Source organism: Vibrio sp. Of7-15, from assembly GCF_022347565.1.
Taxonomy (GTDB): domain Bacteria; phylum Pseudomonadota; class Gammaproteobacteria; order Enterobacterales; family Vibrionaceae; genus NORP241.
Genome location: NZ_JAKRGH010000003.1, coordinates 104979 through 128683 on the forward strand (window position 1 = coordinate 104979; position 23705 = coordinate 128683).

The window sequence follows — 23705 nt, forward strand, 5'->3', positions numbered from 1 at the left end:
ATGGATTTTGACTTAAATGATGATCAGTTGGCCTTTGCTGAAACGGCTCGCCAGTTTGCGACACAATCTTTAGCGCCTTATGCCGCTCAATGGGATGAAGAAGCCCTGTTTCCAAAGCAGACCATTAAAGAAGCTGGTGAGCTTGGTTTTTTGGCACTTTATACACCGGAGCAGTATGGCGGTTTGGGGCTTAGTCGGTTGGATGCCGCCATTATTTTTGAACAGCTGGCTATGGGGTGTACTGCAACGACGGCTTATTTAACCATTCATAATATGGCGACTTGGATGGTGGCCAGCTTTGCGAAAGAAGAGTTAGCCAGTGAGCTTGTTCCTAAATTAGTGACTGGTGATTTACTGGCTTCGTATTGTTTGACGGAGCCGAACGCAGGCTCTGATGCTGCGTCTCTTACCACAAGTGCTACACATGAAGGGGAAGAGTACGTACTGTCTGGCTCAAAAGTATTCATTTCAGGTGCAGGTGATACGGATGTATTAATTGTGATGGCAAGAACAGGAGGCTCAGGTGCTTCAGGAATTTCGGCGTTTGTGGTGCCAGCGGACAGTAAAGGAATCAGCTATGGTCGAAAAGAGCCGAAAATGGGGTGGAATTGCCAAGCAACAAGAACTGTAACACTGGATAAAGTGAAAGTGCCTGTAAAAAATTTACTCGGCAAAGAAGGTGAAGGTTTTAAGTTCGCCATGATGGGTTTAGATGGTGGGCGAGTGAACATTGCAACCTGCTCGGTGGGAACAGCTCAACAAGCTCTAAATCTTGCGACGCAATATTTGCATGATAGAAAACAGTTCGGGCAGCCGCTTTCTCAATTTCAAGGGCTACAATTTAAGCTGGCAGACATGGCAACTGAGTTAGTGGCAGCTAGGCAGATGGTACGGTTAGCAGCGTTCAAGCTTGATCAGAAAAACAGCGAACGAACGACTTACTGTGCCATGGCGAAACGATTTGCGACTGATGTGGGTTTCCAAGTGTGTGACCAAGCTCTACAGATCTTTGGTGGTTATGGATACATTAAAGAGTACCCGTTGGAGCGGTATTTCCGTGATGTTCGAGTTCATCAGATCTTAGAAGGCAGCAACGAAATCATGCGAGTTATTATTGCTCGGCGATTACTGACAGAAGGTACGGAGATCATGTAATGGCAAAATCCAGTAAAAAGTCTCAGAAAGGAAAGCAAGTTACGAAGTCGGCTCCTCCATTACCTCATGCAGAAGGTTTACTGGTAGAAATGCATGATCATGTGGCAGTTATTACGATGAATAACCCACCAGCCAATACATGGACTGCTGAGAGTTTAATGGGTTTAACTGCCTTAATAGAAGCGTTAAACAAAGACGCATCAGTTTATGCTTTAGTGATAACGGGGCAAGGCGAAAAATTCTTTTCAGCAGGGGCGGATCTTAATCTGTTTGCCAGTGGTGATAAAACCATCGCGGTAGAAATGGCACAAAAATTTGGCTTGGCATTTGAAACGCTTTCTAATTTTAGAGGGGTTTCCATTGCTGCCATTAACGGTTACGCCATGGGGGGCGGGTTAGAGGTGGCACTAGCCTGTGATATTCGTATCGCAGAAGAGCAAGCGGTGATGGCGTTACCGGAAGCGTCTGTTGGTTTATTGCCTTGTGCTGGTGGAACCCAACATCTAACTCGTATTGTCGGGGAGGGCTGGGCTAAACGGATGATCTTGTGCGGTGAACGAGTAAATGCAGATGTCGCGAAAACATTAAACTTAGTTGAAGAGGTCGTCGATAAAGGGGAAAGCTTTTCTTCGGCGATGGCATTAGCAAATAAAGTCGCTAATCAATCACCTCCGGCGGTCACTGTATGTAAGCAGCTTATCCAGCAAACTCGCACTGCACCCATGCATCATGGACTAAGGATGGAGCGAGAGCTGTTTGTAGGTTTGTTTGACACGAAAGATCAAGCTGAAGGAGTAAATGCCTTTTTAGAAAAACGACAGCCAGAATGGAAAAACAAATAGCGCATAGATAAGACATGATTATGATGACGTATTACAACAATAAGAAGGAAGTCTTATGTCGGGAACGGTTAACTTTTCAGAGTTAGAATGCATGGATGGTCATAAGGTTGGCATAGCAGAGCTCGATAATCCGGCTTCTTTAAATGCTCTGTCTTTAACCATGCTTGAAAAGCTCAAGCACCAATTAAAAGAGTGGCAAGGAGACCCTAAATTTGTTTGTGTTGTGCTAAAAGCAACGGGAGAAAAGGCTTTCTGTGCAGGTGGCGATATTCGTTCTATGTACCAAGTGATGTCGGAAGCCAAGTCTGATGAGCAGATCAAAACCCAGCTTACTCATTACTTTACAGTGGAATATGAATGTGACTATTTAATTCATACCTTCGAAAAGCCCATTATTGTGTGGGGGCACGGTATTGTGATGGGTGGTGGCATTGGTTTGTTTGTTGGAGCCAGTCATCGTGTGATTACGCCGGCAACCCGCTTGGCTATGCCAGAAATAACCATAGGTTTGTACCCAGATGTTGGCGGGACGTGGTTTTTAAATCAATTGCCAGAAGGGGTTGGTTTGTTTCTAGGTCTAACAGGGGCAAGATTGAACGCCACCGATGTGCAGCAGCTCGGGCTAGCTGAACATATGGTTTCTCCGGATACCTACCAAAACTTACTTAATTTATTACAGCGTAATGCATGGGTAGGTGGTGATCAACTCGGCGATCTTAGTAGCGATTTAGACCACATACGAGTAACAGAGTTATTAATTGCTTTGGAAGAGCAAAACCCTGTTGAGCTCCCTTCTTCTCAGATAATGCCGTTTTTAGAGCAAATTCAAGCAGCAGGATCAGCCGATAGTTTAAGTGGTGTGTATAACAACATTCAGCAAATAGCAGGCACAGAACCATGGTTGAAAAACGCAAAAGATAACTTATCAAAAGGCAGCCCAATATCGGCTCATATTTGCTACCGACAAATGACGCAATATCAAGAATCCAGCTTGGCAGAGGCGTTTCAGATTGAGCTTACCTTATCGGTAAAAAGTGGCTTGTTTGGTGAATTTAAAGAAGGGGTGAGAGCCTTACTTATCGATAAATGTGGAGATCCCAACTGGAAATACAGCAGCATAGAAGAGGTAGATGTCAGCGATATCGATGATCTGTTTACTTCTCTGTGGCCAAGTGAATTTCACCCTTTGCAACATCTTCAATAATAAATCTAATATTCAAGGTTAAAAGGAGAGTTGAACATGGAAACAGTCGCGTTTATTGGTTTAGGTAATATGGGCGCTCCAATGGCCATTAATTTGCTAAAAGCGGGTTATCAAGTCAATGTGTTTGATTTGAATCCTAAAGCGATAGAAAAAGTTGCAGAGCACGGGGCGATTGCGTGTTCAGATCTGACTTCTGTTGTCGATAAAGTGAGTATTGTGCTGACGATGTTACCGGCGGGTCAGCATGTTCGCCAAGTGTATTTAGATAACGACGATGGTCCCGGAGTTTTCTCTTTAATCGATGATAAGACCTTTATTATCGACTCTTCCACTATCGATCCTGCTACAGCAAAACAAATGGCTCACGAAGCTTGTAAACGTGGTATCGGGTTTGTAGATGCACCTGTTTCAGGCGGTGTTGCTGGAGCTGCCGCGGGCACATTAACGTTTATCGTTGGTGGCTCAGAAGGCGATTTTTCACAAGCAAAACCGATTTTAGAGGTCATGGGGAAAAATGTTTTTCATGCCGGAGAAGCAGGAGCAGGGCAGCTTGCAAAAATCTGTAATAACATCATGCTTGCGACCCTAATGGTGGGGACTTGTGAAGCACTAAATCTTGGTATAGATCATGGGCTTGATCCAAAAGTCTTGACGAACATTATGCTGCAAAGTTCAGGGAAAAATTGGGCTTTAGAAGTCTACAATCCGTGCCCTGGGATCATGGAGAATGTGCCCTCTAGTAATGACTATCGTGGTGGATTTATGGGCAAATTAATGGTGAAGGATCTAGGCTTAGCCATGGAGGCTGCAATTCAAAGTCAGTCATCGATTCCGATGGGAACACTGGCAAGGAATTTGTACGCCATACACAATTCAAACGGAAATGAAGAGCGGGATTTTTCAAGTCTGTTTGAATTTTTCAGCCATAAATAGGATGTAAACGCGGTATGGAAGTAAAAAACGGAGTATTTGCCATTACAGGGGCAGGTCAAGGGTTAGGCCGAGAAATGGCGATAACACTGGCGAAATTAGGGGCTCAAGTCGCATTAATTGATTTGAATGAAGAAGGCTTATTGGAAACCTCGACTTTGTGTCATGAAGAGGGCGTTAAGGCCGTCATGTATTGCATGGATGTGAGTGATGAAGAAGCAGTTGTAAACGTTTTTCAGCGGATTGTTCATGATTTTGGTCACCTTGATGGACTGATCAACAATGCTGGCTTATTGCGCGATGGAATGTTAGTGAAAGTGAAAAACGATGAAGTGACTAAAATGTCGTTGGATCATTTTCAAGCAGTGATGGATGTGAATGTCACTGGAACGTTTTTATGTGGTCGTGAAGCGGCAGTGAGAATGATTGAAACCGGAAGGCATGGAGTCATCATTAATATTTCCAGTGTTTCTCGGGCTGGTAACATGGGGCAGACCAATTATTCTGCGTCTAAGGCAGCGGTTGCCACGATGGCAGTATGCTGGGCAAAAGAACTTGGTCGTTATGGTATACGCGCAGCAGCAATTGCTCCCGGTGTAATTAAAACAGCTATGACAGACGGTATGAAGCCAGAAGCTCGTGAGCGTTTAAAACAAATGGTGCCATTGGGCCGTTTGGGTGAAGCACAAGAGATTGCACAGAGTGTGCGATTTATTATTGAAAATGATTATTACACAGGGCGGGTGTTAGAAACGGATGGAGGGATTCGTTTATAACGAAGCTTAAGTGTATCTGTGAGCGGACTTCATTATTTCACGATGTAGGTAATGAATTCCGCTCAGCCATATGACTGTGTTGGAAATCTTAGTCTTTGTTTTGATCTCTTAAGGCCATTTCGGCTAGATTGAATTGACGAACATCTTGTTTTGCGTAGTCGTTACATTTTTCGCAGGAGTGGTGCTTAATACCATCACAGTAGTTTAACTGTAGAACCATCGCTGGTTGATGACACCAATCACAAATACCTTCAATGCTAAACATAATTTGCCTCTCTTCTATTATATTTTCTCTTGTCTGTTAAGGCGTTATGGTTAACAAACACGGCCAGTCTATAGGGTGGATATGACAATTAAATCGCAATTTTATGGAACAATTATGATTTAAGCCAAGTTAGACAGGCGGCAGAACCGTAACAAATGAAAGGCATTTTGCAACTGTTAGTTACTTTTTTTGATGTCTATCCGACACTTTATTTTTACGCAAAGGTTTGCTTTTTGTTAATTTTTTGTATTCTCGCCGCAAAAGTAAGATAAAAGCAATAGCACCAACTATTGCTCCGATAATGTAAATCCCCCCGATAGTATTGCATAGCCAGTCGGGGTTACAGGGCATGTAAATTTCAATGTCCATTCGGTTAACCCATGTCCTTTATTTTTTATACTGAATAGACAGACCTGAAGAAGCTTTGGTTATTGCAAGATGTTTGAAATCTTTCCTTAGCATCATAAAGAACCAGTAGGTATGTCGTTTTAAACAGTGAGCTTTTTAAGATCTGCGAGTGTTTCTCGTAATCGGCGTTGATCGGGCGCTAAGCAGAGTGCTTTTATGTGGTATGGCAGGGCTCTTAATGGCTTTTGTCTCGCAAGCCAAAATTCGGCTTTACCCACACTAAGGCCCACACTTGCTATGCGTTTTGCCCATGTTTTCACATTCTCTTTACTGTGTCGGCGTTGAATCATTTCAATGGCTTTTAATCTCGCGTCATCTTTGCTGGTTTCGGAGCCTGCGTGGACTAGGTATTGAGTATGGCAGCGTTCGGTTAGGGAAAATTTTCCAATATTTGCTAGTTTTAGCCATAGGTCCCAATCTTCTGCGGAAGGTAAATTAGGATCAAATAACCCAACACGAAGCAGAGCGTCTTTACGACATACAACAGTGGAAGTGCCAATCACATTTTCTGCAAATATTTGGCTCTTAGCGTTAATTAATATTCTAAAGTCGGGGTCTTTCGTAAGTTGTTTAGCAAATTGTGGCCAAGAGCTAAAGCAGGTATGACCAAATTTACCATCATTATAAACATGGCGATAATCTGTAAAGCTCAACACAACATCGGGGTTGCGTTGCATATAGGTGAGTTGTTTTAGTAGTTTACCTGACTGCCATGTGTCGTCGGCATCAAGAAAAGCGATGTATGTGCCTGTGGCTGCTTTGATGGCTTCATTACGCGCTTTAGCAGGTCCAACACCAGGTAGATTGAGCACTTTTAAATTGGGGTAAATCACCTTATGTGTTTCCAACCATTCCTGTGTGCCATCATTTGAGTTGTCGTTAGCAACGATAATTTCCACTTCTTTAATATGTTGCCCTTGAATGGAAAGCAGTGCTTTGGGTAAATATTGGATCGCATTGTGAGAAGGAATGATAACGCTGCAATCTGGAACAAAATAGTTCATATAGCACCTCATAGACGAACGGGGTTAGGTTCCGCGTAGCAAAATTTATTCCCTGTTATGAAGTATAGGTATTTTCGATAGCAGTAATTTAAGCTGGAATATTAATTGCTTTGATGGTGTTCATAGCAGTGAATAAATGGACATGAATATGAGAAAAATAGCGTATGTTTTATCGAGCTTTCCGGTGCTGTCTGAGACTTTTGTTGGTACGGAGATACGAGCAATGGAACGTTGTGGTCATGAAGTCACGCCATTTGCACTTGCTGATGATCAAGTGGAATATCAATGCCATGATGAACCTTTAAGACGTAGAGCTATTTATCTTAACACCTATCACATGAATTCGAATCTTAAAGGTTTGTTTTGCCTTAAAAAAAGCTTCATCAGTGGTCTTATCTTCGCTTTTAAACAAAAAGGGTTACGATTTCATTCGTTAATTTGGTCGGGATTAAAGTTGGCTTATTTGGCCAAGCAGCAAGGATGTAATCATTTTCATGCTCATTTTGCTCAGCATACAGCAGCAATCGCTATTGTCGCCGCCCGCTTTTGTGGGGCCAGTGTATCATTTGTGGGCCATGGTTATGATGTGTATGCGTCCCCAGCGGATTTACGTTTGAAATTAGAATCTGTGGATTTTTCCGTTGCAGTTTGCAAAGACATGTTGTTGGATTTCAAAAAACAGTCACCGCATGCGAATGTGGAATTAATTTATTGTGGCATTGAAGCCAATCGCTTTCCTTTGTCTTCTAAGGCATATAACAAACAAGGTAGGCTTATTTTTGTCGGGCGATTATGTGAAACGAAAGGAGTAGATAACCTTATATATGCGCTATGTTTGATTAAGGAAGCACAACGACCTCACTTAGATATTGTGGGCGATGGTGTTTTGAAAAGTCAGCTTCAAGAGATATGTAGGGAGTTAAATCTTGAAAAATGGGTAAACTTTCTCGGCTCAAAGCAATCGACGTGGTTAAGTCAGCACAGTTGTGAATATTCTGCACTGGTGATGCCTTTTCGAATGGCCACTAATGGTGATCGTGATACAGGGCCTGTGATAATTAAGGAAGCGATGTCGATGGGGCTACCAATTATCACTACTTATTTTATGGGCTGTAAAGAAATGCTAACGGAAGAGTGTGCCATTCGTATTGAACCCGACAATATTAAATCTTTAGCTCAAGCAATATTACAGTTAAAGGGAATGGAAAAACATGAAATAGACATAATGACGACATGTTCATACCATCGTGTTAATCAATTATTCACATCGGATATTCAAGCTAAAAAACTTTCTAATACCATTGAAGACAATATATCTATTTAGTTTAGATGAACTTGTTCTAATCTGAGGGAATAGTTAAATTAACTGATGTATTTTAAATCCTTAATCTAAACAGTCTTTGTTTATCATATTTTCGAATAAATTTAGGGGGCAAAATGAATAAGCGAAACACATGGGTAACAGATAATGAAGCGATGTATAAACGATTAGTTAACTTGGAAAATGGTCATGAAGTAGTGTTGTTAAATTCTGATTTTTCATTTTTTCAAAAAGTATGGTCACTAATAAAAAGCCATACTGCTATTTTTTATTGCCCTAGTAGTACGACTTATATATTAATTGCACTGATTAAAGCAATATTGAATAGAAAAATGAGAATAATTTACTTTGATTTGGTTCTTGCTAGGCCCAATTCTTTAAAGCAGAGGACTTTATTACCGATAAAGTCTTGGGCATTAAAGAAAATCAGTGTATTAATTACCATACATAAAGACCTTAGTGGGTATGATTATGTATATGGAATAAAGGATGTTCCTAGACTATACAGTCCCTTCAAAGCGAATAATTATGGGATGGAATCGAGTAATAAATCAAATAATATGATCATTAGTTGTGGGGCTAGCCAACGTGATTATAATACATTGGTTGAGGCTGTGCGCGGATTAGATGTAAAGCTGGTCATCTTGCTAAGTTATGCTAGGCAAATAGAACATAATGCAGAATTAAATGAGTTTAATTTACCAGATAATGTCATAGTCATTCGTGAGGAGCTCAGTCGTGAAGAATATTATGGTTATCTGTCTCAAGCGTGGGTTGTTGCCATTCCTATAAAATATGATGCTATTCAACCCGCAGGAATTAGTGTTTATTTGGAAGCAATGTACTTTAAGAAGCCTTGTATTATTACCAAGGGTGCATCAACCAATGGTTTATTAACTAATGATATGGCGATGATGGTGTCTCCTGGAAACTTTCATGAAATTAAAGAGTGTATTATTAAGTTAAAAGATGAGCATACGTATAACCATTATTCTGAGCGCGGATTTTCTTATGCAGATTCATTAGAAGGGAATAACCGTATGTTTCGGTCAGCAGCAATAGCAATTAATGACTATTTAATGAATGAAGACAGGGGTGAAGTTGGTCACTCAATCCATGATATTACAGAAAGATAAATCCTCTATTATTTGCAAAATAGTACGCAAATTAATAGACATAAAAGTATTAATAAGTAGGCTTAATATTCGGATTATATAGTTTTTCTTTCTGGTTTGAATTATCACTATTCAATGTTTAATCAGTTATTTATGTAGAGTTTTGTCTTTATGTTTTTACGTCATTTAGTCAATAGCTGGCAATTAACTTGCATTGAATAAGTTATTATTGATAAGCATAGTGTAAGGATCAGCTATGAGGGCGTTAGGGAAAACCGCTAAAGACATACTGACATACGGTGTGCTTATTCTAATGCAAAAAGGCATTGGCTTATTGTTGCTCCCGTTCACGACGTCGTATCTGTCTGTCACCGAGTTTGGTATTTTAGAAACCATCTTAATCACACTTTCTCTTATCTCTTTACTGGAAATTGCGGGTGGTGCTTTACCGCGTTTCTATTCACTAACAACAACAGATAATGAACGTTGTCAGCTATTGACCTCTGCTGTGCTTGTGAGCTTATGTTACGGGGCAATATTATCTCTGATTATTTGGCTAAGCTTTGATGTTTTATTATCAATTGAAGCTGAACTTGAACCATCCATAAAGGTTATTGTTGCATGCACGGTATGGGTAATGATGCTGCAACCGCCATTCTATATTTGGATACGTATTGAAGAGCGTTCAAAAGAGTATTTTTACCTTTCCATTACCCAATCTCTAACCCAGGTTATTCTGTCCATCGGGCTTCTAAGTTCTGGCTTTGGAATAAAGTCGATTCTTATCGCATCATTACTGTCTAATAGTATAGGTCTTATTTTATCTTATGGATTTTGTAGGCATAAGTTATCAGGGGCGTTTGATCTTTCGTTAATCATTAAAATTATCCGTTATCAGTCCTACATGATTGCGGCATCACTGTGTATGTTCGCAGTACAAGGTTTCGATCGTTTGCTACTTAGCAATTTATTAGGGCCTTCTTTACTCGCTAGTTACGCGATTACGATGAAGATAATGGAAATGGTGGCAACGGTTGTGGGGGCTATTGAAACATGGTGGATGCCAAAACGTTTCGAAGTAGTAAAAGATAAAGCAAATTTAGATAGGGCTTTATATCTCCATCAGCAGCTGATTATTTCTACGCTGAGTGTTATTTTTCTAGGCACTGCGGTTGGATTTACATTAGTGACTTTAGTCACTCCCGTTGAATATCATGCTTCACTTATTTATTTACCTATTTTATGTCTGGCTTTTTGTTGGAAATTATTAACGGGCATTGTTGATGTCGGTTGCTATATTTCTGAAAATCCAGTTTCTGTTCCCATGGTGAACTTTAGTTTTGCTGTTATTGCGTTAGGGCTGTACTTTTTTACCATAAAAGAGGTGGGAATACTTGGTTTGGTGATTACTCTAAATCTTATTTTCTTAGGTCGATTTTTGGTCTTTTTAGTATTAAGCCAAAAGAGAGTCTACATCTCATATTCTTATCATAAATTAATACCTCTGTTTATATTTATGATTATAGCCAGTGTAGCTTCTGTTACTTATATACCTACGTATTTCTATGGCGGGTATTTTTTGATCGTTTCAGTATTAATACTTCTATATGGTGTGATGAGCAAGATATTAGATCTTGAACCGTTACTTGACTGGCTTTTTAAAAAAAGAAGAAAAATAAATGGATAGCGCTTCCTTTCAAGCCAGTATTGCCCTTTGCGCTTCTCTTTTACTGGGCTGTATTTGGTATGTGACAGGTCAGCCTATATTTATGGCTGGGTTGATTTTGTTGCCATTTGCGGTGATCTTATTAATGCCAATGACTTACTTTAGTTGCTTAGGCTTTATTTTATTTTCTTATTTTAGAATACACGAAGCGTTTCCTGTCTTGATGCCATTTCGTATTCCACAGTTGTTTGCACTAGCGACCATCGCAGGTTTTTCGCTGCATCTTTGGTTGAATAAAGAGGAAGTTATTGAGTTAAAAAAAGAAAGTAAGTTACTGTTATTTTTTGCTTTATGGGTCTACATATGCGGTGTATTTGCCACCAATCGACCTGAGTCGTTTGCCATGCTTAATGGTGTGTATATCAAAGTGATCTTAATGTCATTTATGGTCTCGATGCTAGTGAAGACACATAAAGAGTTTGTGATATTAACTTGGGGGATCTTGATCAGTAGCTCTGCCATTGCGATCGTGGCACTTAAGAATAAAGCGATGGGAATTGGGCTTGTTGAAGGGACTCGGGTGACGATTAGCCGAGATATTGGCTCCGTTTTAGGTGATCCCAATGACCTTTCTCTGGTGCTGACTTTCCCTATCTCGTTTGCTTTTTCTGTCTTTTTTGCAAAATCTTTACCCACTTGGCAGCGTGTTATTGGTTTTCTTGTGGTGTGTTTACTCGGCTCTGCGATCATTGCAACACAAAGTCGAGGAGGCTTGTTAGGGTTTGTTGCTGTGCTAGGGGTGTATGTTTACGCAAGAGTGAGAAATAAAGCCTTACTTATTGTTGGCGGTGGGCTTGCGCTTATGATTTTAATGGCCGCAGCAGGCATTTCTGGCCGCCAATCTGGAGGGGCGCAAGAAGAGGGGATTGATGAATCCGCGATGGGGCGTATTTATGCGTGGGGAGCTGCCGTAGGAATGGCAGTCGCTGATCCCTTAACAGGAGTCGGACCACAAAACTTTGTACCAAACTACTATTTTTACAGCTCTCATTGGGATGGTAAAAATCATGCTGTTCATAGCACTTGGTTTCAAGTTCTCGCGGAGACGGGTTTTATCGGAATGGGTTTGTTTTTAGCTTTTGTAGGAATGTTAGTAAAGCTATCGATGAGGCTGGTTTTATATCACCGACAAAACGATACCCATCTAGCTCCTTATGCTGAAGCCATATTGGGTGGAGTGGTTGGGTTTTGTGTTAGCGGTACATTTTTAACCCAAGGGTTTAGTTGGCCTTTGTATATCTTATTTGGCTTAACCATTGCGATGGACAACATGACATTCAAAAGGCCGTTGCTTAATCGGAAATCTTAGCTGAGACACTAGAAACAATGGCAAAATGATCAGAGTAGCGTAATTCAGAAACCGCTTCGCGATGACATAAAGTGAGCGGTGATGATACCAATAAATGATCAATAGCGACTCCGATAAATTGTCCTAAATATTCAATGTTAGGCCAGCTTATGACTGGTTTGTCTTGGAGTTCGTGAAAGGTTTTCTGATAGTACTGGCTATTCGGAGGTGTATTGAGATCGCCAATTACCATGATATTGGGTAAATTATAGCGTTCAAAAAGTCGCTCAATACGGTGTAATGTTTGGTTTCGTTGTTGCCATAATTGGTTCGACCGTGGCGATGGTGCATGGGCAGCAATGAGATGGATTGGTTCATAGTTAGGGCTTTGCCATAAGGCTGAAATAAGCTGGTTTTCACCTTGAGCCCCATGGATCTTAAATTCAATAAAAGGACTTTTACTTAAAAGAAGTTGGCCACTCGGAAAACCAATAATAGGCGTACCACCTATCTGGTATGGATATTCCTCCCTTAACTTGTTAATTAACAGTTTACCTTGATTCGGACTGACCTCTTGGAGTGCGATTAAATCGTAATTCTGCGACTTTAAATGGGAGAGCAAACTTTTATATGCGTGGCTGAAGTAAGACAGATTAAATTGCAGAATATGAAACTCGTTTTGGCAAAAAGCGCCTCGTTTTGCAAATTTATTGGAAATATAAGAGCCATTGCTCTGAGACTGGATGAGTATCAGTGTAAAAAAAAGGAATAAACTGGTACGCCAACGTTGCGTGATTAAGAAAAGCAGAGTGACAACAAATAAGAGAAAAGAGGTTGCGTTCATTAAGGCGAAAGCAATATCAAATTCCCACAAATCAGAAACTTGATGAATGGTGAAAAGGATTAATCCCAGCGAAAAAATGATGGCAGCGACAAGGAAAATACATACGAAAAGAGGATGAAAACACGGTTTTATCATCGAAAATCGTTCTCCATTAGGAATTTTATGGATTTTGGCAAGGAATTTGCCCTGTTTATGTTATTCGTACAGAGATGGAGAGTGGTGATGGTAAGATCACAACCGAAAGTCAGTGTCATCGTAGCTGTTTATAACGGTGCTCAATATTTGGCTCAATGTCTAGATTCACTCATTAATCAAACTCTAGCAGAGATTCAAATTATCATAGTAAACGATGGTAGTACTGATAGAAGTGCATCTATTATTGAGCACTATTGCGAGCAATTTCCCCACCGTTGTAAGCAAGTCATCTTATCTAAAAGAAGTGGGCTCTCTTGTGCGAGAAACATGGGTATGTCGAAGGCAAAAGGGGAGTTTATAGGGTTTCTCGACAGTCATTGCTATGCACACTCCACCATGTTTGAAAAATTGCATTACACAGCAACATCTGAAAATAGTGATATGGCATTTTGTCATTTAACTCAGGCATCAACCATAGCAGCGAACAAACACTACGATAGAGTCGATATTTCTACTCATTACTTAAATGTGTTTATTACGAATAAAATATTTCGCCGAAGTGTTATTGAAAAGAATAAGGTTTTTTTCTTTCCAAATACTGAATTTGAAGATCAAGCTTTTAATTATTTAATAAGCTCATATGCAAATTCAGTCGCTTATGTGGAAGATTTTTTATTATTCTATCGCCAAAAAGAAAAAATAAGTGATGAGAGACATGAACACTTAACAAAAATGAGCGACATGCTTTTATTGCTTATGAAAGATATGGAGTACAGAGGCATTTTAGAGAAAAATAAATCGAAAATGTTAGAGTACATTGCGCATCATGCCTTAACTTCGTCTTATTCTTCATCAGCTTACCGTGATACGTCAGCGTTTATATTGTTCTTATTCGGCCTGGTAAAAAAATACAACTTAAGAGACAGTAAGAAGTCGAAAGCGTCTACTTATGTTATTCAACGTTTTTATGATGTTAGCCGTAACCCGATTCTACGTTTTTCAAATTATTTCATGGTGAACAGTAGCCGCCGAATGATGAAATTGCGCCACAATATGGCCTAGGAGGCATTATGGACGTATCGGTAGTTGTACCTGTCTATAATACCGAAGCTTATATCGATGAATGTATAGGTTCATTGATCGGACAAAGTGGAAGCGCAACATTAGAAATTGTAGTGATTGATGATGCTTCACCGGATAAAGCAATGGATAAAGTACAAGCATGGAAGGGAGAAGCTGAAAAAGCCGGGGTGACTTTATCGATTTATCAAAATACTCAGAATATGGGGTTAGCACAAACGCGTAATATCGGTGTCTTTAAAGCGAAGGGCCGTTATATCGGGTTTGTAGACAGCGATGATCATGTTGATGAGTCTATGTTTGATTTACTTTATATTGAAGCCCTTCAGCATAACCTAGATGGTGTTTCTTGTGATATGGTGAAATTCGATCAATCGCGTTGGGTACATTTAAGCGGATTATCACCAGCGGAAAACACATCGGTTTGCAACAAGCTCTATCGAAAACAATTTTTGCAAAAGCACGATATTATTTTTGCTCGTGGTCAGTTATTTGAGGATGAGCTATTTAGCTATCATTTCAATTTTTGCCAACCGAAAGTTAAACATATAGAACGCGGTTTGTATTTTTATCGTGCTAATCCTAGTGGAATATGTCGAAATAAGCAGTCTGAAAAAAAACGCTTACTTGGTAGGGTAGACTCTAGTCGCGCATTTTTAGCTCGCCAGTATGAAACGGGGTTACTTGATGCTCATCAGCAGGAGTGTATTGAACTTATTTGTCGTAACTTTGTGCTCACGATGTATGGTTCCAGTGCACTGAAAGATAAACTCCACTATTTAGATGCAATAAGTCAGCTCTTTTTGGAGTTTGGTGTCGAACCTAAGCAATCAAAACAAAACAGTTTTTTTATTAATAGCTTTTTAAAAATCCAAAAACAAAAATGGAGGATCGCCATTCTTCCAGTCATCGCTTGGATGAAGTCATCGTCAGATCGAACATTAGATTTTGAAGTGTGATCGTCAAAGAGTGGGTGTTTCATTGTGGCGCTTCGTCTATCATAGGGGCATATCAATAACTTCTCTGATGAAACAATGAACCAAACTCGCACGACACGATTAAGTGAAAAAGAACTCGACCTTATCCCGCGCTTAGATGTGCCCTTTGAACAAAAAAATCAATGCTGGTTCTGTGGTGAGCCTGTCTTTAAAGATGTGGTGTTCATTTCTAATTCGCAGTTTCCAGTGGAATTACCGCGTTTAAAGGTGCCAAGTTGTGAAGAGTGTTTTGGTCTTTGTCGTGGAGAACAGGTGCCATACATCGAACTATTGCGTGACTTAGTGAAAGATAAGCTCACTAAGCGCCACCATAAAGCGTTGGCGGTTGGCACCAATTGGACTCAGGAAGAACTTGAGGAGTGTGATTTTTCTGGTGCAGCATTAGAGGGCTTTAAGCGCAGTGCTTGGCAAATGTTTTTGATTACGAAAGATCGCATCAATTTTCAAGGTTGGCCAATCAGTGTTGATGGAATTACGGCTGGCTCTGGTATTAGCTCAGAGCAGGTGATGTTTGATGAGATTACGTATCCGAATTTGTTGGTTGCGATTCGTAGCCTGAGTCAGAGCTATCAGTTAGATAGGGGGTATTTAGCTCAAGTTATTGAAATCGTCGGGCAAGATAGGCTCGGATACGCCATCAGTTTTTGCCGAGCCACTCAAGGTGATGCTGCTAAGCGTAAAGATGAGCACTTACGTAGCTTGCAAGAGCTGTTGGTTGAAGAAAAACAAGCGGAAGCGGAGCGGTTAGTAGATACTGGTAGCATTCATTATAAAGTGCGTGATATCGCACTTGAGGATGTTAAAGAGCTGATTTTATATCGTACGTTAATTCCTGCTGTGGCGATTCAATGGGCGTTAAATCGTGATATCACCTTATTAGAGCAAATTGTGGAAGCAGAAGATGATTTGTTTTCGGCCTTTAGTGAGCAAGGTGAGCTGGTGGCATTTTCGTATTTTAATGGGCTGCAGATCTATTTTGAAAAGCGTGAAACTGACTTGGAATGGGCGACTAATGAAGATCCTAATCGCCACTTGTTTATGAAGTAGATGTCAGCTTTTAATTAAAAGGCACTGTTTTTAACATTACTCGATTTCAGACAGTAGCTGTTTATATGCGGCATTCACTTTCACCATGACTTCGCTATCTGCCCCTTTATCAGGGTGGTATATTTTCACAAGCTTTCGGTAGTTGGATTTCAGTTCCGCTTTACTTGGCATACTTTCAAACCCCATGAGTTGCAAAGCATTAAAAGCAGGTGCCTCTGATGAGGTTTGTTTGGTTAGTTTGTTTTCAAAAGAAAGTTTTTTAATAAGCAGATCTTTACTTTCTAATTGAGAGTTAAGTTTTTGTATTTCGGCTTCCGCTGTTTTTAGCTTAGCCTCTAATGCCTTTAACTCTTTTGTATCACGGGCTGCAACTGGTGTTTTAAGTTGCTTATTGTTTTTAAATACTAGGGCTAATAACCCCAAGGTTAATGAGATAAAAATAGCGAGAGTAACGATCAGCCACAGTGGTGCGTGCGAGTTGTCTTTCGGGTTAGCAACGGTTTGTGGTGTCATTGTTTCGCTGCCGAGCTTTTCGTTTTTTCCATCTTGGTGGAAGGTCGCCTTTAACTCTTCAATGGTTTCTTGGCGTTGTTTCGCTTCCTTCAGGTTAGTTAGCTGTTGAGACACACGTTGATAGCCAACCATTGCTTCACCATGGCCATTTTCAGCAGCAGTCTGGTACCAGACTTTGGCTAAGAATAAGTCTTGATTGCCAACTTCATTTCCTTGAGCGCCGTATTCATAAATGTGGCCTAAATTAAACTGTGAAGGAGGGTGGCCTAAAGTAGCGGATTTGGTAAACCAACGAATGGCTTCTTCAACATCTTGTGGTACGCCATAACCATTTTCATAAATCTGGGCTAGGTTATATTGCGCTGAAATGCTGTTTTGTTCTGCCGCTTTCGTGTACCACTTGATGGCTAAATCTGTGTTTTGCTCAACTTCTTGGCCAGCATCGAACAATAAAGCGAGTTTGAGTTGTGCTTTTACATCACCATTCGTTGCTTCTTGTTCTAGTTGTTGAATGTTAGGTGCCGTATTTTCGGTTTGAGCTAAGGCGGGCGCACTCATTAAAAGTGAAAGGGTTAATACAATCGGTAGCAATGGCATCATTAAATCAGTGTTTCTTATTTTTGTGGATATACATAAGGACGAGCACACAGTATAGCGAATATTGAGCCGCACTCTTACATTTTATCGACAAGAAATGATGCCGCTGATTAGTTCAATTTATTAGTCTTTTAGCCCCAGCTCCGAATGGACCTGGTCTTTTAGCTCATCAGATAACTCAACACCATCGGCTCCAATAAGGTGCAACACAATATGTTTCGCTTGTTTTGTTGTGCTGTTCATCATTGCTTTAATTATAGCAGTCGCTCGTACTGGCTTAAGTACTTGAAATGCTTGAAATCGGTAAGAGCATAGGTTGCTGTGGTGAATAATAACATTGTTGTTTAATAGAGTATGCTCGGCTTGTAGCATTTCAGCGTCTACGATCGGAATTATGTTATCAGTACCTACAATGTTTGAACGAGGGTAGTGGTTAGGGTATTTAACGGAATAATCTGTTTTCGACAAACGTAACTCAGCCAAACGGGCCGTTTCGGCATCGGCAGCTCGTTTTTTAATGGTTTTACAGTAGGTTTTAAGGGCATCAAACGAAGGGAAATTTAACGCTTGTTGCAATAAATCGGGTTTTGTTTCATCGCCAACTTTGGTTGCTAAGCGAAACTTACTCATGAATGAGGTATAAATCTTCGCTTGATTGTTCTGGTGGTGGAACCAATAACCAATACTGGACTGAGACAGCTTAGGGATCAGTTTGTTAAGCCTTAGCTCGTAAATGCTGACTTTTTTATAATGGGACAATTTCAAATATTGACCTGTTTGCAAGGCACCAATAATTAAGCTAATTCCGCTGTTATCAAAGTTTTCAGCAGACAGTTTATCCAGAAAGCGAAGTGCGCTTGGGCCAGCGATAAGGTTGAGTTCTTTTAAGCTATGGCGTTGGCCATCTTTAGCGATGGTTTTAATGGCCGCGCTGTTGGCCGGAAAATGATGACAAATCAGCGCCAGTAGGTTAGGGCGTTTTTCTAATAGCTCTAAACAAAAAGAAGACTGAGCAGCCAGCATCAACATATGAATGGCTTTTCCGCCATAGGGTTCTGCTACGTTTAGGTATTCGACAGGAATAGAGCGTATCCATTCTTCACCGCCAGCTGATTCACGAATCGCATCCAGCTCAAAACCGACATTACCATCGACGGGTTGATGGTAGCCATCGGCATGAACCGTATAAGCTTGTAAACCTTGATCCCAATGTGAAATGGTAATGAAGGTTTCAAACCCAAGAAAGGAAAGATCGATCTTTAGCATAGCAAAGTGCACATAATTATTAATTACCGAACATACGCTTATTATTGCTTGCCTGTTAGGTATTATCCAGCTAAGTATCACATAAATAGGGATAAACTTGCCCTTATTGCACCTAAAATCGTCAAATTTGCAATAAGAGCAAGGAAGATCAGAAATGGAGTTGTTCTAATGCGTTTAAATCAACGTCAGTATTATAATCAATATGGGAAAAGCCAAAGCCATTCAGTTTAAGAAAATCTTTTTTGTACCCTTCATAATCCCCCAGCTGAGCAAAGTTATCAGGGGTAATGGAAGCCATTAGTTTTGAGACTTCTTGTTGTACATCTTCTCTTAATTCACGATCGTCAATACGGATTAGGCGCTCACCATCCACAGGGATTTGTGAGGGAGAACTGTACAGGATGTCAGCGAATAAGCGATGCATTTGTTCAATGCAGCCTTCGTGCAACCCTTTGGCTTTCATTACTTTAAACAACGATAGAATGTAGGTGGAGAAGCCAGGAATGAAGACACTTGCTTTCGTCACTAGCGCTTTACAGACACAAGCGTATGCACTGCCACCTATGCCTGCGAGTTTTAAATTTAGCGCGTGACTGGTTTGGTGAAGATTAATTTTGGCGCGCCCTAATGTACCTTGATGATAAATCGGATAGGTGGCTTCAGGACCAATGTAGGAATAAGCAATGGTACGGCAACCCTCATTCAGAACATCGGCATTGATCAAATCATCGATCCAGCTTTCCCAGTCTTCGCCTCCCATGACCTTGATAGTATCCTCTATCTCTTGTTCATTAGCGGCAGAAACCGTTGTTTCATCTAATTGATCGAGTTCAAGATTAAGGGTTGAGCCTGTTACGGATTCACCAATGGTTTTAATAGAGGAACGCCACATTTCTCCTGTGTCTGGGTTGGGCCTTACCCCTGTTGCTAAGCTATAAATGATTAGATCCAGTTTTCCGTCGCACTCTTCATTTATATAATCAATGACTTGCTGGCGTACTGCGGGTGAGAAAGCATCACCAATAATATTTTTGGATTTAATGCCAGCTTTGTCAGCCTGTTGCTTAAAGAAGATGTTGTTATACCAACCCGCAGTGCCGACACTTTTTTCTGACGGGCCTCGTTCAAAAGAAACACCGATAGTGTGAGTTTTATTGCCTCCAAAGGCGAGAGCAATGCGTGAGGCTAGCCCAAAACCAGATGATGCACCAAGAATCAGGACTCGCTTAGGGCCATCAGTCATTGGTTTTGCTTTTTTAATGAATTCTATTTGTTCTAAAACAGCGGCTTCACAGCCAAAAGGATGTGCTGAACGAGCAACCACACCAGAAATAACAGGCTTAATAATCATAAAAAATCCTACAGTTCTATGGGTATCGCTTATGTGGCTTACATAGTAACCAGATTCTGTTCAATAACATTGATATGAAATAGGTTATGAATGTAACAGGTGCTATTTATAAGTAAGGTGTGAGCTCAGTCGCCATAAATTGTGCAATCCAAGGTTGTGCCTCTGGCTTGGGATGCAATCCATCTGCCATCATCCATTCCGGCTTGGTAATGATATGCTCAAGGAAAAAAGGCACTAAAGGAACATTATGCTGGCTACTTAGCTGAGGGTATATGGAGCTGAATGCTTTGCTATAGCGCTGACCATAGTTTGGTGGCACAAAAATTTGCATTAGCACTGGGTTTGCGCCAGCACTTTTTATTTTATTTATCATGCTAGTGAGGTTATTTGTCACCATATTTGGGGGAAAACCGCGTAATCCGTCGTTGGCACCTAACTCAATCAGTACGGTTTGTGGTTGATGTTGGTTCAATAAATCTGATAAACGCGCCAAGCCATTACCTGTTGTATCTCCGGAAATACTGGCATTGATGACGGATATTTTAGTACCTTGTTTATTTAAAATAGGTTCAAGCAACGTTGGCCAACTTTGTTCAGCCGACATGTTGTATCCAGCACTTAAGCTATCTCCTAGAATTAATAGGGTGTTGCTATTAGCTGAATACGAAAAAAACAAAAAAACAAAAATAGAAAGGATGCGCATTATGTCTATGTCCGTGATAAGGGCGACTTCGGTTTCAAAACGTGTTGTTACTAATCAAACTGAATTAACGATACTCGATGACATTTCACTTGATATCAGTCAAGGAGAAACTATCGCTATTATTGGCACATCTGGTGCGGGTAAATCAACTTTAATGACATTACTTGCAGGGTTGGATGTTGCTAGTTCTGGAGATGTAGAGTTATTGGGTCAGTCTCTCTCATTGTTGGGTGATGAAGAACGAGCAGCTATTCGGAGTCAGTCTATTGGTTTTGTGTTTCAAAGTTTTTTATTGATCCCTTCTTTAACCGCGCTCGAGAATGTCACTTTACCGAGTATTTTACGGGGGGACAGTGAAGATAACGATCGGGCGATGGCGTTATTAAAGTCGGTCGGTTTGGAGGGGCGTGAAACACATTTGCCAAGTCAGCTCTCTGGCGGTGAGCAACAAAGGGTAGCTTTAGCTCGCGCTTTCATGGTGCAACCTAAAGTACTGTTTGCCGATGAACCAACAGGAAATTTAGATCAACATACTGCGTCCACTATCATTGAACTGCTGTTTTCTATGAACCGAGAGCACGGTACCACGCTTGTGCTCGTTACTCATGATTCGGCTTTGGCTGATCGCTGTGATCGCGTTTTAACCATAAATGCAGGGCAGTTAGGAGAGGAAGAATGGAGCAAATAGAAAAAGTATCTGTGGTTAAGTCTTCGGCTTCGGGCCAACAAATGATTGCTCGATGGAGCTGGCGGGAGATTCGACATGGTCAATTATGGCCTGTGGCCGCAGCCCTGACGTTAATTATTGCTTGTGTCTTTGCATTATCGGCGTTGGCTGTGAGAGTGGAGGGGGTGATGACTGCACAAGGTCGAGCTGTCATGGCCGCCGATTTGGTGTTTGTCTCTGCGAATCCAACGCCTTCTCCAGTGTTGAAAAAAGCGGAAGAAAATTCTCTGATCCAGTCGCACCAAACTCGATTTTCCACCATGGCCTTCAGTGATACTTCAATGCAATTGGTCAGTGTAAAAGCCATTGAAAGTAACTACCCATTACGCGGAGAGTTGATCCTAGAAGGGCAAAATCAATCGATTAAAAATAACGTCAGTCAAGGAGATCTATGGCTAGCGGAACGTTTGTTTAGTCTTCTGAATGTTCAGGTGGGAGACGTGGTTGCGATTGGGGATGCTGAATTACGAGTATCAGGAAAGATTGCTTTAGATCCTGCATTGTCGTTTAACCCTTTTAGGCAAATGCCTGCAGTCCTTATTCATCAATCTGATATGGAGAAAACGGGAGCAGTACAGTTAGGCAGCCGTGTTCAGTATCGAACTTTTTTTGCGGGGGATGATACTCAAATAAAAGCGTTACAAAAAAGTACGGAGCTCAAAGCCGGGGAGCGTTGGATTCACGAAGATACACAAGGACGAACAGCGGATTTATTACACAAAGCAAAGCAGTATTTGTCTCTCACAGTGCTTATGGTGATTTTAATGGCATCGGCGACCTTGGTGCTGACTTGCCAGCATTATGTTGCAGGGCGAATGGAAAGTGTTGCGATGCTAAAAAGTTTAGGTGCAAGTAAAACTTGGCTTAAACGATGGTTAATGACTCAAGTTGGTTTGTTATTAGGGCTAAGCGCAACTGCTGGCCTTTTAGTTGGTGTTGCGTTAGAAGCTTTATTACGAATGCCATTAACCGGTATTTTACCTGAAAACCTTCCTTCATTTGGTTGGCAACCCGCTATATTGGCGATAGTAGTTTCGGTTGTAATTGCTATTCCTGCATTGGGTATTCCGCTGCATCGTTTACTTAGCACATCAGCGAATAGTGTATTACAGCCTCAGAGTAAGAGGTCATGGGATAAAAGTGTCTGGTTGGTCGCTATTCCTGTTGTGTTTTTGTTAGGAGCTTATGGCTCCAATATTTTTGTTTGGATTGTATTAGCGGCCCTTTTAGTGATGTTTGTTGTTTTAGCCGTAATTGGTATAGGAATCATTAAAGGGTTAAGCCGATACACATGGAAAGCACCATTAAAGCTGGCATTAAGCAGAATTAATCGAAGTGCACTGGTTAGCAGTTTACAACTATCAGCCTTGTCGAGCTCTCTCATGCTGGTGGCTATTATTTGGTTAGTAAGAACTGACTTACTGTCAGACTGGCAGCAGACCTTGCCTGCTGATGCTCCTAATGTCTTTGCGATCAATATCGATCCGCAAGATCGTGATGGGTACCTAGCTAAGTTAGATCATGAAGAGGTAAATCGATCAGAGGGCTATCCCATTATTCGGGGTCGTTTAACGCATATTAATGGGGTTGATGCAAAAGAAGTCACGGAGCAAAAGAATAAAGGTTCAGAAGCGTTAAGTCGTGAATTGAATTTTACATGGAAACAGGAAATCCCCGAGCATAATGTAGTAGTCGAAGGTCAATGGACCAATCAAGGAGGTGTGTCTGTAGAACAAGAAGTGGCAAATGATTTAGACATTAAAGTTGGTGATCGTCTGTCATTTACCGTAAGCAGCCAAGAATTCCATGCCACAGTGAATACCATTCGTACTGTTGAATGGCGTAACATGCGTCCTAATTTTTATTTTATTTTTACACCTGATGTGATGGCCTCTCTGCCGTCGACTTGGTTGGTGAGTTTTCGAATTGATGAAAGCCAAGTACCAATCTTAAATCAATTAGGGCGTGATTTTCCTACAGTCAGTTTGATGGATCTCAGAACAATGGGAAATCGGATTCAAGTTTTATTGCAACAGATCAGCTGGTCTTTGTCTGTTTTAGCGGGTTTGGGGGTAATGAGCGGTTTGTTGCTTATTTTTACCTTATTAAGGCTCAGTCTTTATCAGAGAAAGCAAGAAATCATGTTGTATAGAACGTTTGGGGCGAGTGAGTCAACAATATCTAAAACTCTGTGGTGTGAATATGGAGTGATGGCGGTTGTTGCAGGAATAATTGCAGTATTTGGTTCTGAGTTATCTGTGGCGAGTTTGATGAAATGGGGATTTGAACAGCCAGTCACTTTACATGGGCAGTTATGGCTCCTCCTACCAGTAATTGCGTTATTAATCGTCTATTTAACATTGAAAAGCATTATTAATTCATTGTTGGAGCCACTTCATAAATAGAACTA

22 protein-coding genes are annotated in these 23705 nt (G+C 40.8%); 14 read left to right on the forward strand and 8 right to left on the reverse strand.

The features are described from left to right. From MHO82_RS05120 to MHO82_RS05140, 5 genes are read left to right on the forward strand one after another with little or no spacing between them, the layout of a single operon-like run. Entirely contained in the window at nucleotides 1–1155 is a 1155-nt protein-coding gene (locus MHO82_RS05120; protein ID WP_239182785.1) for an acyl-CoA dehydrogenase family protein, read from the forward strand. Beyond that, on the forward strand, nucleotides 1155–1997 hold the full coding sequence (locus MHO82_RS05125) for an enoyl-CoA hydratase (RefSeq protein WP_275440519.1): 843 nt from the start codon (nucleotides 1155–1157) through the stop codon (nucleotides 1995–1997). The genes MHO82_RS05120 and MHO82_RS05125 overlap by 1 nt, the downstream gene beginning before the upstream one ends. 55 nt (nucleotides 1998–2052) lie before the next feature. Continuing rightward, the gene (locus tag MHO82_RS05130) at nucleotides 2053–3201 is read left to right on the forward strand and encodes an enoyl-CoA hydratase/isomerase family protein (protein WP_239182786.1); all 1149 of its coding nucleotides are present in this window, start codon (nucleotides 2053–2055) and stop codon (nucleotides 3199–3201) included. Nucleotides 3202–3237: 36 nt separating this feature from the next. Next, entirely contained in the window at nucleotides 3238–4134 is an 897-nt protein-coding gene (gene mmsB / locus MHO82_RS05135; RefSeq protein ID WP_239182787.1) for a 3-hydroxyisobutyrate dehydrogenase, read from the forward strand. A gap of 14 nt (nucleotides 4135–4148) precedes the next feature. Further along, nucleotides 4149–4907, forward strand: a complete 759-nt coding sequence (locus tag MHO82_RS05140; protein ID WP_239182788.1) for an SDR family oxidoreductase — start codon at nucleotides 4149–4151, stop codon at nucleotides 4905–4907. Nucleotides 4908–4995: 88 nt separating this feature from the next. Here the strand turns inward: MHO82_RS05140 and MHO82_RS05145 are convergent, their stop codons facing one another. From MHO82_RS05145 to MHO82_RS05155, 3 genes are all read right to left on the reverse strand, one after another. Next, nucleotides 4996–5172, reverse strand: coding sequence for a hypothetical protein (locus MHO82_RS05145; protein ID WP_239182789.1), 177 nt, complete (start codon nucleotides 5170–5172; stop codon nucleotides 4996–4998). A gap of 180 nt (nucleotides 5173–5352) precedes the next feature. After that, entirely contained in the window at nucleotides 5353–5541 is a 189-nt protein-coding gene (locus MHO82_RS05150) for a hypothetical protein (RefSeq protein ID WP_239182790.1), read from the reverse strand. A gap of 119 nt (nucleotides 5542–5660) precedes the next feature. Next, nucleotides 5661–6584: a glycosyltransferase family 2 protein gene (locus MHO82_RS05155; protein ID WP_239182791.1), complete on the reverse strand. Its 924-nt coding sequence runs from the start codon at nucleotides 6582–6584 to the stop codon at nucleotides 5661–5663. Nucleotides 6585–6732: 148 nt separating this feature from the next. Between MHO82_RS05155 and MHO82_RS05160 the strand changes: the two genes are divergently transcribed. The 4 genes from MHO82_RS05160 to MHO82_RS05175 all read left to right on the forward strand — a co-directional run bounded on the left by MHO82_RS05160 (nucleotide 6733) and on the right by MHO82_RS05175 (nucleotide 12055). Then, nucleotides 6733–7908 carry a glycosyltransferase gene (locus tag MHO82_RS05160; RefSeq protein WP_239182792.1) on the forward strand — a complete coding sequence of 392 codons (1176 nt, stop codon included), beginning with the start codon at nucleotides 6733–6735 and terminating at the stop codon, nucleotides 7906–7908. 113 nt (nucleotides 7909–8021) lie between these two features. Next, nucleotides 8022–9041 (forward strand): glycosyltransferase, encoded by a 1020-nt coding sequence (locus MHO82_RS05165; RefSeq protein WP_239182793.1) that lies wholly within the window; start codon nucleotides 8022–8024, stop codon nucleotides 9039–9041. A 235-nt stretch (nucleotides 9042–9276) separates the two neighbouring features. Next, nucleotides 9277–10707 carry an oligosaccharide flippase family protein gene (locus tag MHO82_RS05170; protein ID WP_275440520.1) on the forward strand — a complete coding sequence of 477 codons (1431 nt, stop codon included), beginning with the start codon at nucleotides 9277–9279 and terminating at the stop codon, nucleotides 10705–10707. After that, the gene (locus tag MHO82_RS05175) at nucleotides 10700–12055 is read left to right on the forward strand and encodes an O-antigen ligase family protein (RefSeq protein WP_239182795.1); all 1356 of its coding nucleotides are present in this window, start codon (nucleotides 10700–10702) and stop codon (nucleotides 12053–12055) included. The genes MHO82_RS05170 and MHO82_RS05175 overlap by 8 nt, the downstream gene beginning before the upstream one ends. Here MHO82_RS05175 and MHO82_RS05180 read toward each other — a convergent pair. Next, entirely contained in the window at nucleotides 12039–13013 is a 975-nt protein-coding gene (locus MHO82_RS05180) for an endonuclease/exonuclease/phosphatase family protein (protein WP_239182796.1), read from the reverse strand. The genes MHO82_RS05175 and MHO82_RS05180 overlap by 17 nt on opposite strands. Nucleotides 13014–13040: 27 nt before the next feature. Between MHO82_RS05180 and MHO82_RS05185 the strand changes: the two genes are divergently transcribed. The 3 genes from MHO82_RS05185 to MHO82_RS05195 all read left to right on the forward strand — a co-directional run bounded on the left by MHO82_RS05185 (nucleotide 13041) and on the right by MHO82_RS05195 (nucleotide 16138). Continuing rightward, nucleotides 13041–14075, forward strand: a complete 1035-nt coding sequence (locus MHO82_RS05185; RefSeq protein ID WP_239182797.1) for a glycosyltransferase — start codon at nucleotides 13041–13043, stop codon at nucleotides 14073–14075. 8 nt (nucleotides 14076–14083) lie between these two features. Beyond that, on the forward strand, nucleotides 14084–15052 hold the full coding sequence (locus MHO82_RS05190; RefSeq protein ID WP_239182798.1) for a glycosyltransferase family A protein: 969 nt from the start codon (nucleotides 14084–14086) through the stop codon (nucleotides 15050–15052). A gap of 75 nt (nucleotides 15053–15127) precedes the next feature. Next, nucleotides 15128–16138 carry a hypothetical protein gene (locus tag MHO82_RS05195; protein ID WP_239182799.1) on the forward strand — a complete coding sequence of 337 codons (1011 nt, stop codon included), beginning with the start codon at nucleotides 15128–15130 and terminating at the stop codon, nucleotides 16136–16138. Nucleotides 16139–16174: 36 nt separating this feature from the next. Here the strand turns inward: MHO82_RS05195 and MHO82_RS05200 are convergent, their stop codons facing one another. The 4 genes from MHO82_RS05200 to tesA form a co-directional block, all read right to left on the reverse strand. After that, a complete protein-coding gene (locus tag MHO82_RS05200; protein WP_239182800.1) occupies nucleotides 16175–17251 on the reverse strand; it encodes a DnaJ domain-containing protein in 1077 nt (358 codons plus the stop codon). Between the two features lie 120 nt (nucleotides 17252–17371). Further along, nucleotides 17372–18514, reverse strand: coding sequence for a hypothetical protein (locus tag MHO82_RS05205; RefSeq protein ID WP_239182801.1), 1143 nt, complete (start codon nucleotides 18512–18514; stop codon nucleotides 17372–17374). Between the two features lie 148 nt (nucleotides 18515–18662). Further along, entirely contained in the window at nucleotides 18663–19865 is a 1203-nt protein-coding gene (fabV, locus tag MHO82_RS05210) for an enoyl-ACP reductase FabV (RefSeq protein WP_239182802.1), read from the reverse strand. Between the two features lie 106 nt (nucleotides 19866–19971). Beyond that, nucleotides 19972–20571 (reverse strand): multifunctional acyl-CoA thioesterase I/protease I/lysophospholipase L1, encoded by a 600-nt coding sequence (tesA, locus tag MHO82_RS05215; protein WP_239182986.1) that lies wholly within the window; start codon nucleotides 20569–20571, stop codon nucleotides 19972–19974. Between tesA and MHO82_RS05220 the strand changes: the two genes are divergently transcribed. Together MHO82_RS05220 and MHO82_RS05225 are read left to right on the forward strand one after the other, a co-directional pair. Then, complete coding sequence (locus tag MHO82_RS05220) at nucleotides 20570–21256, forward strand: ATP-binding cassette domain-containing protein (RefSeq protein WP_239182803.1); 687 nt, start codon at nucleotides 20570–20572, stop codon at nucleotides 21254–21256. The two genes, tesA and MHO82_RS05220, sit on opposite strands and share 2 nt — an antisense overlap. Before the next feature lie 41 nt (nucleotides 21257–21297). Further along, nucleotides 21298–23700 (forward strand): FtsX-like permease family protein, encoded by a 2403-nt coding sequence (locus MHO82_RS05225; RefSeq protein ID WP_239182987.1) that lies wholly within the window; start codon nucleotides 21298–21300, stop codon nucleotides 23698–23700. Nucleotides 23701–23705 lie beyond the last annotated feature (5 nt).

Excerpts from the sequence above, each read along its gene's own strand:
- MHO82_RS05160 (WP_239182792.1), top strand. The coding sequence starts at position 6,733 with ATGAGAAAAATAGCGTATGTTTTATCGAGCTTTCCGGTGCTGTCTGAG.
- MHO82_RS05165 (WP_239182793.1), top strand. The coding sequence starts at position 8,022 with ATGAATAAGCGAAACACATGGGTAACAGATAATGAAGCGATGTATAAA.
- MHO82_RS05120 (WP_239182785.1), top strand. The coding sequence starts at position 1 with ATGGATTTTGACTTAAATGATGATCAGTTGGCCTTTGCTGAAACGGCT.
- MHO82_RS05125 (WP_275440519.1), top strand. The coding sequence starts at position 1,155 with ATGGCAAAATCCAGTAAAAAGTCTCAGAAAGGAAAGCAAGTTACGAAG.
- MHO82_RS05170 (WP_275440520.1), top strand. The coding sequence starts at position 9,277 with ATGAGGGCGTTAGGGAAAACCGCTAAAGACATACTGACATACGGTGTG.
- MHO82_RS05225 (WP_239182987.1), top strand. The coding sequence starts at position 21,298 with ATGATTGCTCGATGGAGCTGGCGGGAGATTCGACATGGTCAATTATGG.
- MHO82_RS05175 (WP_239182795.1), top strand. The coding sequence starts at position 10,700 with ATGGATAGCGCTTCCTTTCAAGCCAGTATTGCCCTTTGCGCTTCTCTT.
- MHO82_RS05190 (WP_239182798.1), top strand. The coding sequence starts at position 14,084 with ATGGACGTATCGGTAGTTGTACCTGTCTATAATACCGAAGCTTATATC.
- MHO82_RS05150 (WP_239182790.1), bottom strand. The coding sequence starts at position 5,541 with ATGGACATTGAAATTTACATGCCCTGTAACCCCGACTGGCTATGCAAT.
- MHO82_RS05140 (WP_239182788.1), top strand. The coding sequence starts at position 4,149 with ATGGAAGTAAAAAACGGAGTATTTGCCATTACAGGGGCAGGTCAAGGG.
- mmsB (WP_239182787.1), top strand. The coding sequence starts at position 3,238 with ATGGAAACAGTCGCGTTTATTGGTTTAGGTAATATGGGCGCTCCAATG.
- MHO82_RS05185 (WP_239182797.1), top strand. The coding sequence starts at position 13,041 with ATGGATTTTGGCAAGGAATTTGCCCTGTTTATGTTATTCGTACAGAGA.
- MHO82_RS05220 (WP_239182803.1), top strand. The coding sequence starts at position 20,570 with ATGTCTATGTCCGTGATAAGGGCGACTTCGGTTTCAAAACGTGTTGTT.
- MHO82_RS05195 (WP_239182799.1), top strand. The coding sequence starts at position 15,128 with ATGAACCAAACTCGCACGACACGATTAAGTGAAAAAGAACTCGACCTT.
- MHO82_RS05200 (WP_239182800.1), bottom strand. The coding sequence starts at position 17,251 with ATGATGCCATTGCTACCGATTGTATTAACCCTTTCACTTTTAATGAGT.
- MHO82_RS05205 (WP_239182801.1), bottom strand. The coding sequence starts at position 18,514 with ATGCTAAAGATCGATCTTTCCTTTCTTGGGTTTGAAACCTTCATTACC.
- fabV (WP_239182802.1), bottom strand. The coding sequence starts at position 19,865 with ATGATTATTAAGCCTGTTATTTCTGGTGTGGTTGCTCGTTCAGCACAT.
- MHO82_RS05180 (WP_239182796.1), bottom strand. The coding sequence starts at position 13,013 with ATGATAAAACCGTGTTTTCATCCTCTTTTCGTATGTATTTTCCTTGTC.
- MHO82_RS05145 (WP_239182789.1), bottom strand. The coding sequence starts at position 5,172 with ATGTTTAGCATTGAAGGTATTTGTGATTGGTGTCATCAACCAGCGATG.
- MHO82_RS05155 (WP_239182791.1), bottom strand. The coding sequence starts at position 6,584 with ATGAACTATTTTGTTCCAGATTGCAGCGTTATCATTCCTTCTCACAAT.
- MHO82_RS05130 (WP_239182786.1), top strand. The coding sequence starts at position 2,053 with ATGTCGGGAACGGTTAACTTTTCAGAGTTAGAATGCATGGATGGTCAT.